The 13,839-nt window shown below is 66.9% G+C and carries 11 protein-coding genes; 7 read left to right on the top strand and 4 right to left on the bottom strand.

The window, feature by feature from the left end; all coding sequences use genetic code 11:
• Positions 1-72: 72 nt before the first annotated feature.
• Genes GNX71_RS00140 through creD form a run of 3 tightly spaced genes read right to left on the bottom strand, consistent with a single transcriptional unit; the run spans position 73 to position 5,236 of the window.
• Complete coding sequence (locus tag GNX71_RS00140) at positions 73-2,475, bottom strand: penicillin-binding protein 1A (RefSeq protein ID WP_206176398.1); 2,403 nt, start codon at positions 2,473-2,475, stop codon at positions 73-75.
• Between the two features lie 11 nt (positions 2,476-2,486).
• Positions 2,487-3,779 (bottom strand): glycoside hydrolase family 3 protein, encoded by a 1,293-nt coding sequence (locus GNX71_RS00135; RefSeq protein WP_206176396.1) that lies wholly within the window; start codon positions 3,777-3,779, stop codon positions 2,487-2,489.
• Positions 3,776-5,236 (bottom strand): cell envelope integrity protein CreD, encoded by a 1,461-nt coding sequence (gene creD / locus GNX71_RS00130; protein WP_206176395.1) that lies wholly within the window; start codon positions 5,234-5,236, stop codon positions 3,776-3,778. Before creD ends, GNX71_RS00135 begins: the two co-directional genes overlap by 4 nt.
• Positions 5,237-5,441: 205 nt before the next feature.
• Here creD and GNX71_RS00125 point away from each other — a divergent pair, with 205 nt between their 5' ends.
• From GNX71_RS00125 to GNX71_RS00105, 5 genes are read left to right on the top strand one after another with little or no spacing between them, the layout of a single operon-like run.
• Positions 5,442-7,502: a VIT and VWA domain-containing protein gene (locus GNX71_RS00125; RefSeq protein ID WP_206176393.1), complete on the top strand. Its 2,061-nt coding sequence runs from the start codon at positions 5,442-5,444 to the stop codon at positions 7,500-7,502.
• 16 nt (positions 7,503-7,518) lie between these two features.
• Entirely contained in the window at positions 7,519-8,448 is a 930-nt protein-coding gene (gene xrtQ, locus GNX71_RS00120; protein ID WP_206176392.1) for an exosortase Q, read from the top strand.
• Positions 8,429-8,998 (top strand): hypothetical protein, encoded by a 570-nt coding sequence (locus GNX71_RS00115; RefSeq protein ID WP_206176391.1) that lies wholly within the window; start codon positions 8,429-8,431, stop codon positions 8,996-8,998. The genes xrtQ and GNX71_RS00115 overlap by 20 nt, the downstream gene beginning before the upstream one ends.
• Positions 8,999-9,053: 55 nt before the next feature.
• On the top strand, positions 9,054-10,277 hold the full coding sequence (locus tag GNX71_RS00110; RefSeq protein WP_241027119.1) for a biosynthetic peptidoglycan transglycosylase: 1,224 nt from the start codon (positions 9,054-9,056) through the stop codon (positions 10,275-10,277).
• Complete coding sequence (locus GNX71_RS00105) at positions 10,274-11,044, top strand: GNAT family N-acetyltransferase (RefSeq protein ID WP_206176389.1); 771 nt, start codon at positions 10,274-10,276, stop codon at positions 11,042-11,044. The genes GNX71_RS00110 and GNX71_RS00105 overlap by 4 nt, the downstream gene beginning before the upstream one ends.
• Before the next feature lie 9 nt (positions 11,045-11,053).
• Here GNX71_RS00105 and GNX71_RS00100 read toward each other — a convergent pair whose 3' ends face one another.
• The gene (locus GNX71_RS00100) at positions 11,054-11,713 is read right to left on the bottom strand and encodes a TetR/AcrR family transcriptional regulator (protein ID WP_206176388.1); all 660 of its coding nucleotides are present in this window, start codon (positions 11,711-11,713) and stop codon (positions 11,054-11,056) included.
• A 144-nt stretch (positions 11,714-11,857) separates the two neighbouring features.
• Here GNX71_RS00100 and GNX71_RS00095 point away from each other — a divergent pair, with 144 nt between their 5' ends.
• Together GNX71_RS00095 and GNX71_RS00090 are read left to right on the top strand one after the other, a co-directional pair.
• The gene (locus GNX71_RS00095; RefSeq protein WP_206176387.1) at positions 11,858-13,276 is read left to right on the top strand and encodes a carotenoid oxygenase family protein; all 1,419 of its coding nucleotides are present in this window, start codon (positions 11,858-11,860) and stop codon (positions 13,274-13,276) included.
• The gene (locus GNX71_RS00090; protein ID WP_206176386.1) at positions 13,273-13,830 is read left to right on the top strand and encodes a hypothetical protein; all 558 of its coding nucleotides are present in this window, start codon (positions 13,273-13,275) and stop codon (positions 13,828-13,830) included. The genes GNX71_RS00095 and GNX71_RS00090 overlap by 4 nt, the downstream gene beginning before the upstream one ends.
• The last annotated feature ends 9 nt before the right edge of the window (positions 13,831-13,839 follow it).

The raw sequence follows: 13,839 nt of genomic DNA, 5'->3' as shown, positions 1-13,839 counted from the left end.
ATGCGTTCGGCCAAAGAAAAAAGGGGACGGCACCGAGTGTAGAGACCCGGTGCCGTCCCCTTCTGGCGGCGTTTACCTGAAGAAATCGAGGATGCGGTTGCGCTCTTCAGGCGGCGGCGGTGCGCCGATCGGCGCGCCGGTGAGTTCTTCCACCGGCGGTGGCGCCTGCTCGGCATTCTCCAGGCCCAGGCTCGCCACGTTGTGTCCCGGCGTGAAATCGTCGAAGTACCACTCGCCGTCGATGCTCACCACACCCGGCGGCTCTGCCGGCTGCGTCACCGGCACGCCCTGCAGCGCCGACTGCATGTAGCCGATCCAGATCGGCAGGCTCAGGCTGCCGCCGGTTTCGCCGCGCACGCCGAGCTGGCGCGGCGTGTCGTAGCCGATCCATGCGATGCCCACGCGGGTGGGCTGGAAGCCCGCGAACCAGGTGTCGAAGGAATCGTTGGTGGTGCCGGTCTTGCCGTAGAGGTCGTCGCGCTTGAGGGCCTGGTGCGCCTTGAACGCGGTGCCGCCCTTCACCACGCTTTGCAGCAGCGAATCCATGATGAAGGCATTGCGCTGGGGAATGGCGCGCCGCGCTTCGTCGAGCACCGGCGGCTCGGTTTCCATGATGACCTTGTCCTTCATGTCGGTGACGCGGGTGACGAGGTACGGATTGACGCGGTAGCCGCCGTTGGCGAACACCGAGTAGCCCACGGCCATCTGCATCGGCGTGACCGAGCCGGCACCCAGGCCCATTGGCAGGTTGGCGGGTTGCTTGTCCTTGTCGAAGCCGAACTTCGTGACCCAGTCCTGTGCATAGGGTGCGCCGATCGACTGCAGCACGCGCAGCGTCACCAGGTTCTTGGATTTCATCAACGCGGTGCGCAGCGGCATCGGGCCTTCATACGTGCCTTCGAAATTCTTCGGCTCCCACGGCTGGCCGCCGTTGGCGCTGGCGTCGAAATACAGCGGCGCATCGTTCACCACGGTGGCGGGGGTGAAGCCCTTCTCGAGCGCGGCCGAATAGATGAACGGCTTGAAGCTCGAACCCGGTTGGCGCCAGGCCTGTGTCACGTGGTTGAACTTGTTCTTGCCGAAATCGAAACCGCCGACCAGTGCCTTGATGGCACCGCTGCGCGGGTCCATCGCGATGAAGGCGCCTTCCACTTCGGGCAGCTGCGTGATCTCCCAGGTGCCCTTGGGCGTCTTCGCCACGCGGATCACCGCGCCGCGGCGGATCTTGATGTTGGGCGGTGCCTTGGCAGCGAGGCCCGACTGCGCGGGCTTGAGGCCTTCACCGGTGATCTGGATCGCTTCGCCGTTGGCGCGCACCGCGTCGATTTCTTTCGCGTTGGCATCGAGCACGACGGCGGCTATCACGTCGCCGTTGTCCGGATGTTCAGCAAGCGCATCGTCCACGGCCTCGTCGACTTCCTTCTGCTCGGTCGGCAGGTCGACGAACTTCTCGGGGCCGCGGTAGACCTGGCGCCGCTCGTAATCCATGATGCCCTTGCGCAGCGACTTGTACGCCGCCGCCTGGTCGGCCGCGACCAGCGAGGTGTAGACCTTCATGCCGCTCGTGTAGATGCTGTCGCCGTACTGCGCATACATCATCTGGCGCACGGTTTCGGCCACGTATTCGGCGTGCAGGCGATTCGGGTCGGCCGCATCGCGCAGGTGCAGTTCTTCCTTCTTCGCTTCGGCCGCCTGCTCGGCGGTGATGAAGCCGGTCTCCTGCATGCGGTCGATCACGTAGAGCTGGCGTGCGCGCGCACGGCGCGGGTTGGCCACCGGGTTGTTCGCACCCGGGGCCTTCGGCAAACCAGCGAGCATCGCGGCTTCGGCGATGGTCACGTTCTGTAGGGGCTTGCCGAAATACGTCTCGGATGCGGCGGCGAAACCGTAGGCCCGGTTACCGAGGTAGATCTGGTTCAGGTAGATCTCGAGGATCTGGTCCTTCGTGAGCTGCTGCTCGAGCCGGAAGGCCAGCATGATCTCGTAGGTCTTGCGGCTCAGCGTGCGCTCCGAGCTCAGGTAGACGTTGCGCGCCACCTGCATCGTGATGGTCGAGGCGCCCTGCTTGCGACCGCCCTTCAGGCTGGCCACCGCAGCGCGCATGAAGCCTTTGTAGTCGACGCCGCCATGGTCGTAGAAGCGCGCGTCTTCCACGGCGAGCACGGCGTCTTTCATGATCTTGGGAATGCTCGCGAAGGGCGTGAGGTTGCGGCGCTCTTCGCCGAACTCGCCGATCAGCGTGCCTTCGGTGGAGTACACCCGCAGCGGCAGCTTGGGCCGGTAGTCGGCGAGCTCGGAAATATCGGGCAGCTTTGGATAGATGGCGACCACTGTGACGATGGATGCAACCAGCACCACCAGTGCGCCGGAGCCCGCCACGATGGCGCTCCATTTGCCGATGAGTTTCCAGCGGGCGTTGCGTTCGTCCGGCGTGGCGCCGTCGTCGGGTCGGGAGGGGCTTGAACGTTTGAACATAGAGAAAGTGGCTAGCGAAGGGGTTGGAGCCGGCGGACGCCGCTGCGTTCCAGCATCGGCAGGTCGAGTGCGCCGCGCTGCGCGGCCTGCTGCGCGCAATGCATGGCGTCGAAATACTTGTCGTGGTCGAAGGCGATCAACAACAGGTCCACACCGGCATCGAGGGCGCGGACCGTGGTGTCGCACAGCCCGCGGTTGTAGGCCGCGCCCATCGTCAGATCGTCGGTGACGAGCAGGCCCTGAAAGTCCCACTCGCCGCGAATCAGCTGCTGCACGATTTTGCGCGAGAAAGAGGCTGGATAGACGGCGTCGAGTTCCGGAACGACCACATGACCGAGCATGATCGCGGCGCGCGAGTTTTTCGACACGTCTTGAAACGGCTTCCAATCATGTGTTGCAAGTCGGGCGACGGGCGTGCGAAGGGTCGCGGCGAAGTGGTGCGTGTCCTCGGTCACGCCAGCGAGTCCGGGAAAGTGCTTGAGGGTGCCGCGCACGCCAGCCGATTCGAGGCCTTGCTCGTAAGCGAGCGCCACCTGCGCAGTGAGTGCGGGGTCGGCCGAGATGGCGCGTTCGTCGATGCGGGTGTGAAGGTCCCATCGGCCCGGTGCGCGGCCGGTGCGCAGATCGACCACGGGGCTGAAGTTGAGCGTGATGCCGAGCGCAGCGAGCGAACGGCCTTGTTGCGCGCCGTAGGCATGGGCACGTTGCGCGAGTTCGGCTTCGGGTACGTCGGCGTCGACGAGCGTGGAGAGGCTAGGCTGGCGTTCGATCAAGGGCGAGAGACGGGACACGGCGCCGCCTTCCTGGTCTGTCGCGACGATCAGAGGAGGCAGGCCGGCTTCGCGGCGCAGTGCCTGCAATTCATCGATCTCCTTGCGCAGTTCGATGGCCGTGCGTCCCCTCACGTTGCGGCCCGTGATGAACACGCCGCCGATCAAGCCCTTGCGCGCGAGTTCGTGCAGGTCCTTCGCATCGTCGTAGCCGACCATGAAGTGCGCGCCGAGCATCTGCGACATGGCGCCGGATGAGGCCGTCACCTCGGTGCGATGCCGCAGGCTCGACGCTTCGTTGCCGAGGGCGGTGAGCAGTGCCGCAAACACCAGGCCGAGCGACAAGGGCCGCAGCGAGCGCCGCCCGAAGCGCCACGTGGTCATCGCGGCGACGCCCAGCGCGCCCAGCAACATCGGCAGCTCCCATGCACGCATGAAGCGCAGATGCGGGTCCTTCAGGTGCCAGGCCCAGAACCACAGCGCTGCCAGGACCAGCCAGCCCAAGCCGCCGAGCGCAAACCGCAGGAGTTTCATGCGCCTTGTGCAGCGGGCACAGTGGGCTCGACGCGCCGCGACAGCGCATACCAGTCGACCTTGCGCGTTACCAGCATCAGCGTGGCCAGCATGCCGAAGATCAGCAGTGCGCCGAGCAGCAGCGCATTGCTTTCGGAAGCGAGCAGCCCGTAGAGCGCGCCGTACAACAGCGCGATGAAGGCACCGAAGGACAGGCCGCGTCGCCAGCTACCGAGTACAGCGCTGAAATACACGGAGAGCAGTGCAACGCTTGCACCGGCCGCGCTCGCATAGGCGATCCAGAACGCGAATTTCTCCGACAGCGCGAGCAGCAGCAGGAAAAACAGCGCGATCGAAAGGCCGACCAGCCCATACTGAATCGGGTGCAGCCGTAGCTTGCGAAAGAGCTCGAACATGAAGGCCGCCATGAGCACCAGGCCGATGAAGAGCATGCCGTACTTGCCTGCGCGCGTGCTCATCGAATAGACGTTGATCGGCTGAGCGAGCGATACGTCGAAGGTCTGCAGCGGACCGAGGTTGCGTTGCGGGTGGGCGCCGCTTGCGGCCGCGACGTTCGCGTCGCCGGCATCGATGCGGCCGGAGAGCCCGGCACGCACCTGTTCGCGCGCCGAGGTCACGAGCGACGAGATGCGCCACTGCGCATCGAAGCCCTGCGGCGTCACGCTGCGTTGTGCTGCGAGAAAGCGGCCACCGAAGCTCGGGTGCGCCCAGGGCGAGGTGAGGTGCGCGGTGGTTTCCTCGGCGATGGGCGCGATCGCCAGGGTGTCCTGGCCGACGAGGCCCAGCTTCATCTCGAAGGTCAGCGGCGTGTTGGCCTGCCATGCCGTGAGCGCGGTGCCGGTGACCGGCGCATGGATGCCATCGGCGAACCAGGCGTTGTCGGCAATGCCCGGCACGCGCTGCTTGAAGCGCAGTGCCTCGCCGTTCATGACCAGCGCGGGCGAACCGTCGAGGCCGCGCAGGTCGCTCACGTTGAAGGCGATGAAGGGCGCCTTGAACTCGATCTTCGAATCGGTTTCGCTGTGCGGCAGGACCTTGGGATCGAAGGCCGCGAAGTCACCTTTCAACGTGGCGTTGAGCGTGTAGAACGGAATCTTGAAGATGCCGCGATAACGTTCCTGCGGCGTCATCGAGCCGTCGATGTTCAGCTTGTCGGGAAACACCACGTGCGCCATTTCCTTGCTGCGCTGCTCCTGGCCGATCACCTTGCCTTGCGCATCGCGCAACGGCTCCATCCAGCGCTCGACATACGGAACCAGCAACAGCGGACCGACCATCGTCTGGCGGCTGGCATAGGTGGCGGCGAGCTCCTGGGCCGCCTCGCGCTGGCTCTCGCCGCGTGCGTTGTTGATCGAGTCGATCTCCGCAAGCGGAATGCAAAGCAGCAGCATCAGGAAGATGAGGCCGGCCACCTTGGCGAGCACGGAAGCCTGAAGCGCTTTCAGGAACTGAAGCATGATTTTTTCTCCTCGTCTGTAGCGAAGCGGCGATGCTCCCTGCGCGACCCGAAGCTTGTGTGAAGGACCCGGGCCGCGGCACTTCACACAGGCTTCACACAGCGCGGCGTTCGGGGCCGGCGACTTCAAGGAGCCTTCCAACTGCCTTCTTGCACGCCGCCGAAAGTTGCGGCCGTGCAAGTTCGCACGGACAAGGACCCCCGCCATGGATGCCACCACCACCCCACGTCCCGGCCGCTGGCTCTGGCTCGCCACCGTGAGCCTGGCGACCGCGGGCTTCGTCGCCATGGGCCTGCGCCCTGTGCATGCGCAGGAAGCACCTGCCGGCCCGCGCCTGAAGACGGAGAGCCCGTATTTCTTCGTCAAGAGCGATGACCCCTCGATCGACCGCCTGCCGCTCAAGGGCACCGAAGTCGCCGTGAAGATCTCGGGCGTGATCGCCGATGTCACGGTCACGCAGACCTATCGCAACGAAGGCCAGCGCGCCATCGAAGCCAAGTACGTGTTTCCCGGTTCGACCAAGGCTGCAGTGAGCGGTCTCAATGTCCGGTTGGCCGATCGCCTCATCACCGCGCAGATCCGCGAGAAGCAGCAAGCGCAGATCGAATACGACACCGCCAAGAAAGAAGGCAAGACCGCCGCGTTGCTCGAGCAGCACCTGCCCAACGTGTTCCAGATGAACGTCGCCAACATCCTGCCCGGTGACGATGTGAAGGTGGAGCTGCGCTACACCGAGCTCTTGGTGCCGCAATCGGGCAACTACGAGTTCGTGTTCCCGACCGTGGTCGGCCCGCGCTACAACAGCCCGCAATCGGAAAACGCGCAAGCCAAGTGGGTCGCGCAACCCACGCTGCACGCAGGCGTCGTGCCGAGCACCAGCTTCAAGCTGAAGGCCACCATCGACACGCCGATGGGCCTGAAGGAAGTGCGCTCGACCACCCACACCATCGATGTGAAGAAGAGCGACGAAGACCAGCACGCCGACATCGTGCTCACGGCCGATGGCCGCCCCACCGACAACCGCGACTTCGTGCTTGACTATCGCCTCGCGGGCGAAAAGATCGAATCGGGCCTGATGCTCTACAAGGGCCAAGGCGAGAATGCGGAGAACTTCTTCCTTGCGATGGTCGAGCCGCCAAAGGCCGTGGCCGCCAGCGCGATCTCGCCGCGCGACTACATCTTCGTGGTCGACATCTCGGGTTCGATGCACGGCTTTCCGCTTGACACCGCCAAGACGGTGCTCGAACGCCTGATCGGAGGCCTCCGCCCGAGCGACACCTTCAATGTGCTGCTGTTCTCGGGCAGCAACAAGATGCTCTCGCCGAAGTCGGTACCGGCCACGCGCGCCAACATCGAACAGGCGCTCGCCACCATCAAGAACTACAGCGGCAGCGGCAGCACAGAACTGATCCCGGCGCTCAAGCGTGTGTACGCCGAGCCGAAGGAAGAGAACGTGTCGCGCACCGTGGTCGTGGTGACCGACGGCTACGTGACGGTCGAGCGCGAAGCCTTCGACCTGGTTCGCAACAACCTCTCGAAGGCCAACGTGTTCGCCTTCGGCATCGGTTCCTCGGTGAACCGCAGCCTGATGGAAGGCATTGCACGCGCCGGCATGGGCGAGCCGTTCATCATCACCGACCCGGTGCAGGCGCCCGAGCAGGCTGCGCGCTTTCGCCGCATGGTGGAGTCGCCGGTGCTCACCAGCGTGAAGGCCATTTTCGGCGGCCTCGATGTGTACGACGTGGAACCGCAAGCCCTGCCCGACGTGCTCGGCGAACGACCGGTGATCGTGTTCGGCAAGTGGCGCGGCGAGCCCAAGGGCCGCGTGATCATCGAAGGCCAGGGTGCCAGCGGCCCGTACCGCCAAGAAGTGCGCATCGACGACCGCACCCGCCTGGACACCGCCGCGCTGCGCACGCTGTGGGCACGCCATCGCATCCAGAGCCTGAGCGACCAGGAAACACTCGAAGGCAGCGCGGCCTTCAAGGAACGCATCACCGAACTGGGCCTGAAGTACAGCCTGCTCACGCAGTACACGAGCTTCATTGCAGTCGACAAGGTGGTGCGCAACGCGGCGCCGCAGAACAGCGTCGATGTGAACCAGCCGCTGCCGATGCCGCAAGGCGTGAGCGACCTGGCGCTGGGCGCCGAGGTGCCCAGCACGCCCGAGCCCGAAACGCTCGGCGCCATCGCCGTCGTGCTCTCGATGCTGGCCATGCTGCGCCGCCGTGCGCGCCGCAACGATGCGCGCCGGTTCACCTCCTGAACGAGCGAGAAGAAACATGTCTCTGGCAACGCTCGCCCACCGTCATCCGCGCATCGTGGACTGGGGCATTCACATCGACCGCACGCCGGCCGCCGGCTGGCTCGCGCTGCAATTTGCCGCGCTGACGCCGACCTGGGCATGGATGGTTCAGCGCATGCGCGACGGCTCCGACGATCCGCTGGGCCTGGTGGCGCTGGTCGCACTGGCGGCCCTGGCATGGCAATGCCGGCGCGAATTGCGCGCTTCCCCGCGCCTCGGATGGCTGGCGCTTGCAGGTGCCGGCACCGTGCTCGCCACGGTGTTGCGCTCGGGACTCGGTGTCGTGCCCGCGCTGCCGCCGCTGGCGGCGGGACTGGTGGCTGTGCTTGCACTGGCCTGCGGTCTGCTGGCGTTCCTGCCGAGGCGCGTCGCGGCGCTGCCGGTGGCGGGTCTCGCGGTGCTCGCGCTGCCGCTGCTGTCGTCGCTGCAGTTCTACGCGGGCTATCCGCTGCGCGTGGTGACGGCCGAGGCCAGCCGCTGGCTGCTCGCGCCGGGCTTCGACGTGGTGCGCGAAGGCACGAGCCTGATGGTCGACGGCCGCCTGGTGATCGTCGATGCGCCCTGCTCCGGCGTGCAGATGGTGTGGCTGGGCTACTTCGCCGCCTGCGCCGTCGCGTTGTGGGCGCGCCGCAGCGACAAGGCTTTCCTGCGGCGCCTGCCGATGGTCGGCCTGCTGGTGCTGGCCGGGAACATCGTGCGCAACAGCGTGCTCATCGCGTTCGAGGGCGCGGGGCATGCGCTGGCGCCGTGGGCGCACAACGCGCTGGGCCTGGTCGTGCTGGCGGCCGTGTGCGGCTGCATCGCCCGCCTGATGGTGCGCGCGCACCCCGTGCCGGAACTTGCCGACCACCCGATCCCGGGCCTGATCACCACGCAAGGAGGCCGCCATGTCGACACCGTTCTTTGAGCGCTGGTTCGCCAACCATTTCATCAACCGCATCGGCCACAAGACAGCCTTCGCGCTCTCGATGCTGCTGTGCATGCTCTGGTCGACCGCGGCGGCGCTGCGCGCGCCGGATGCACTCGCCGAGACGGCGATGGCGCACGAATGGCCCAGCCAGTGGGACGGCGTTCCGTTGCGTCCGCTCGCGCTGAGTGAAGTCGAGCAGCGCTTCGCCGACCGCTTCCCCGGCGCCATCGGCCGCATGACCGACGGTACCCAGACCCTGGTGATGCGCGAGGTGAATCAGCCCACGCGCATGCTCCACCCGGCCGCGGACTGCTACCGCGCGCTCGGCTACCGCATCGAACAGGCGCGCCTCGAACGCGACGCGCAGGAGCGGTTGTGGCGCTGTTTTGTTGCGCAACGGCACGGCGCGCAAAAGTTCCGGGTTTGCGAGCGCATCGTCGATGCCCAAGGCACGGCTTTCACCGACACTTCAGCCTGGTATTGGTCGGCGGCCAGCGGACAGTCGACCGGTCCGTGGCAAGCCGTCACGGTGGCGAGACCGATGTGAGAGCGTGTTTGTGAAGAAGACCCTGCGATTTGTGCTTTTCGGGCTGCTGGCCCTCGTGTTGACAGCGCTTGTAGCTATCTTTTTGATAGTCAAGATCGCGCTGGCTCCGGCGGCGGGCGAATGGAGCACGCCAGTGAAGGCCGGCCCGCTCAATTTCGAGATCGGCGTGCCGACGGCGGTGCGGCTCGCCACGTCGTCCTGGTTCGCACCGCGGCTGGACGGCCATTCGCTCGACACCCGTTTCGGCACCGTGCGTTTCAGCTGGAAAGACGCAGCCGGCCTGCAGGAGCTGCGCTGCGAACCCTGCAGCGTCGAGGTGCCGGCGCTCGGCACGCAGCCGATCAAGGTCGAGCGCCTGGTCGCCACCGTGCGGCGCGACGGCAACACGCTGACCGGCACTTTCGAAGCCACGCCCAAGACCACCGAGGCGGACATGCTTCAGGGCACATGGGAAGGCCGCCTCGCTCCGAAAAATCTGCACCTCAGCGCCAAGGTCCAGGATGCGCCCATCGCGCGCTGGTACGCGGTGCTGGTGCCCACGCTGCCCGAGCTGCAGCGCGCGCGCATCGGCGGCACACTCGCCTTGAGCACACAGCTGGTGCTGCCCGAGGCCACGTTCGCGGTGCAGCCCGTCATCAGCCAGTTCACCGTCGAGGGGCTCGGTACCGAGGCGATGCTCGGGGCGCGCACCAGCTGCGGTCCGTCCGCCAAGCTGGCCAACGACAGCTGGCTGGCGCGCGCCGTGATCGCGGCCGAGGACCAGCGCTTCTTTCAGCACGCGGGCTACGACATCACCGAGATCCTCGCGTCGATCGACAACAACCAGAAGGAAGGCCAGACCAAGCGCGGCGGCAGCACGCTCACGCAGCAACTCGCCAAGCTGCTGGTGACCGGCAGCGACCGCACGGCCGAGCGCAAGCTGCGCGAGATGCTCTATGCGGTCGAGATGGAGCAGACGCTGGGCAAGGCCCGCATCCTGCAGCTCTACCTGGACAATGCGCCCTGGGGCGGCAACATCTGCGGCGCCGAGGCGGCGGCGCGGCGCTACTTCAAGCGCAGCGCACGCACGCTGGAGCCCGCACAGGCCGTGTGGCTCGCCGCGATGCTGCACAAGCCGCAGGCCGTGCTCGAGCAATGGCGGCGCGACGGGCACATCGACCCGGATCGCACCAAGTGGGTCGCCGAAAGCGTGCGCGGCATCAGCCGCAACCAGCGAGAGGCGCTGCTCAAGAGCGTGGCGGCGGCCAAGTACATCGCCCCGGAGGCCAACACACAATGAGCTCAACGCCGAACGTTGCCGACATCGAAGCCATCGAGCGCGCCACCATCGCGGCGGTATCGCCCGAGGCGTCAGAGGAACTCGACGGCTGGCTGCTGCCCTTCGACGGCGGCACCGTCAAGCGTGCGAAATCGGCGGTTCCGCTGCATCGCAGTGCGGTAGACCCAGCCACGCTCGACCGCATCGAAGACCGTTACGACAGCCGCCAGGTCGCCCCTGCGCTTCGCCTGGCCGATGCCGATTGCTTCGAAAGCCTGCGCGCCGAGCTGGAGCGGCGCCACTACATGGGCGACAGCCCGACCTGCGTGCAGATCGGAACGACGCGGCAGATGCGGCAGGCCGCGGCCGGTGCTGGTGCGTTGGCCGATGTCGACCGCGCACCCGACGACGCCTGGGCGGCACTGTTCCTCGGCGAGGGCTTCGATCCGGTGGACGGTGCCCATCGCGTGCGCGCGCTGGCGCGCGCCAAGGGCTCGCTCTATGCGAGCGTGCGCGAAAACGGGCGCACCGTGGCGGCGGGCGCGATGGCGTTCGGACACGGCTGGGCCAGCGTGCATGGCATGCGGACCGACAAGGCGCACCGGGGCCGGGGACTGGCGGGCCGCGTGCTGGCGGGGCTCGCCCAAGCGGCGCTGACGAAGGGTTTCGAGCGTGTCTTCCTGCAGGTCGATGCGCAGAACCATCCGGCGCTGTCGCTCTATCGGCGCGCAGGGTTCGAAACCCACTGGCAGTACCGCTACTGGCAACGCCAGCAGTGGCCTAGATAAGACTCGCCCTCAGGCTTTCTTTTCGGAGGGCTTGCCCGCTTCGAAGCCGAAGCGCGCATCCCGCAGCGTCGCATCGACCAGGTCGATGGGGCTCTCGAAACCGGGCGCGGCCTGCAGGACGCCGCCCAGGCGCTGGTCGATCAGCAGGATCGCCAGGCCGTGCACATAACCCCAGGCGGCGGTGATCTGTATGGCCTCGGTCTTGCCCAGGGACGCCGACGCTTCCCCCTGGGTTTCCGGTCTCCCGCCGATGATCGCGGCCATCACGCGCATTGCCTCGCGGGCGGCTGTGTGCAGCGCGGGGCGCCGCATGTCGATCATGTCGTTGCGGAACATCAGCCCGAACATCGCCGCGTTGTCGTTGGCGAAGTGCACATAGGCGCGCGCGATGGCGTTGCGGCGTTCGGGCACGTCGGCGACTTCGGGCGCGGCGGTGCGCATGGCGTCGGTGAGGCGCCGGAAACCGGCCGCAGCCAGCTCGCTCACCAATCCCGTCATGTCGCCGAAGTGGTGCTTGGGCGCCGTGTGCGACACCCCTGCTTCCCGCGCAATGGCCCGCAGGCCCAGGCCGGAAATGCCGTCGCGCAGCAGCACCGCCTCGGCCGCGGCCAGCAGCGCCTCGGGCAGCGAGCCGTGGTGGTAGCGCTTGGACGGGGTTTCGGTGGTCATGGGAAAGCGAAAAAAGCGACGGCGGCAACGAGGAGGCCAAAAATCTTACCACTGGAAAAATTCCTTGACATCATGCGCGGGCTCATTGATATTTCCACTGGAAAGATATTCGGACGACCTTCCATCGAACCCCCAGGAGCCCCGATGAACGACATCACCCTCACCCTCCCTCGCAACGCGCCGCCGCCCAACATGGCTCCGATCGACTTCGAGACGGCGCTCGGCCCGCTGCCCCTGCAGGGCGCCTTGCCCGAGGGCCTTCGCGGCACGCTGGTGCGCAACGGCCCGAACCCGGTGGTGCCTGACCCCAAGGCGCACTGGTTCGCGGGCGACGGGATGCTGCATTCGTTCACCCTGGCCGATGGTCAAGTGCATTACCGCAACCGCTGGCTGCGCACCGACCTCTGGCGCGCCGCCACCGAAGGGCGGGACCTGACCAGCAGCTTCCAGAAAGCGACCGCCAGCGACGGACCTCCGCCCAAGCACGACGGCACGGGCAACACCAACGTGATCGCCCATGCCGGCCGGTTGCTGGCGCTCGAAGAGGCGCATCTGCCCATCGGCTTCGAGCTGCCCACGCTCGCCACCCTGGGCGCCACCGATTTCGACGGCGGCCTGAGCGGCAATTTCACCGCCCATCCGAAGACCGACCCTCGCACCGGCGAGCTGCTGTTCTTCGGCTACGGCACGCCGGCGCGCCTCTCGAACGGCATGAGCTTCGGCGTGATCTCGCCGGAAGGCCGCGTCACCCGCTTCGAGCACTTCGAGGCGCCCTACGCCAGCATGGTCCACGACTTCATGGCGACCGACCGCTACGTGATGTTCCCCGTCATGCCGCTTACCGCCAGCATGGAGCGCGCCCAGAGCGGCCGCCCGCCCTATGCCTGGGAGCCCGAGTACGGCACCCGTGTCGGCCTGATGCCGCGCGACGGCAGCACGGCCGACATCGTCTGGTGGCGCGGACCGAGCTGCTACGCGTTCCACGTCATGAACGCCTGGGAGGCCGATGGCAGCCTGTTCGCCGACGTGTTCCAGTTCGACACGCCGCCCCTCTTTCCGAAGCCCGATGGCTCGCCCGTGAGCGATGCGCCGTCGCCGAGCTGGCTGGTGCGCTGGCAGTTCGACCTGTCGAACCCGTCGCGCGAATTCACGCGGACGCGGCTCGCGGAAATCCCGGGCGAGTTCCCGCGCATCGACGAACGCTTTGCCGGCCTGCCCTACCGCCACGGCTGGTATGCGTGCCACGCGGAAGCGACGCCCGACGGGCCGCCGCGCCTCTACGCGGGCCTGCTCCATATCGACCACACGAAGAAGGCCGAGCGCGACATGTACATGTTCCCCGCGCCCGACGTGGTGTCGGAAGGCGTCTTCGTCCCCCGCTCGCCCGATGCGGAAGAAGGCGACGGCTGGCTGCTTGCCACCGTGTGGCGCGGCGCGACCAACACCAGCGACCTCGTGATCTTCGATGCCCGCGCGGTCGCCAAGGGGCCGGTCTGCACGGCGTCGCTGCCGCACCGCGTGCCGGTCGGCTTTCACGGCAACTGGTTTGGAGAACGCACATGAGCATGCTGCTGGCCTTCCTGCCCTTCATCGTCTTTGCGGTGTTCGACCGCGTCCTCGGCGTCGTGCCCGCGTTGTGCGCGGCGGCGCTGCTGTCGGCGGCTTTCCTGGTGCGCGACTGGCTCACGCCCGGGCGCACGGTCAAGGTGCTGGAGATCGGTACCGTGCTGCTGTTCGGCGGGCTTGCGGTCTACGCGCTCGTGGCGCACACCGAGTGGTCGCTGCTGGGCGTGCGCCTGCGCGTCGACGCGGGGCTCCTGATCGTGGTGCTGGCCTCGATGCTCATCGGCCAGCCCTTCACGCTGCAGTACGCCAAGGAACGGACGCCGCCCGAGGTGTGGACGCGGCCGGGCTTCCGGCTGGTCAACAACGTCATCACCGCCGCATGGGCCGTCGCCTTCGCGCTCATGGTGCTGGCGGACGTGGCCATGATCTACATGCCCGTGCTGCCCTTGTGGGTGGGCATTGCGGTGACGGTCGCGGCGATCGTGGGCGCAATTCGCTTCACCCAGTGGTATCCGGAGCACATGCGGGCGAAATTTCAGGCTGCCGGCTGACAAGGATGC

The sequence above is a fragment of the Variovorax sp. RKNM96 genome, assembly GCF_017161115.1.
In the GTDB taxonomy this organism is placed as follows: Bacteria; Pseudomonadota; Gammaproteobacteria; order Burkholderiales; family Burkholderiaceae_C; genus Variovorax.
Note: the sequence above shows the minus strand (reverse complement) of the source record. Positions and strands in the feature narration are given on the sequence as shown.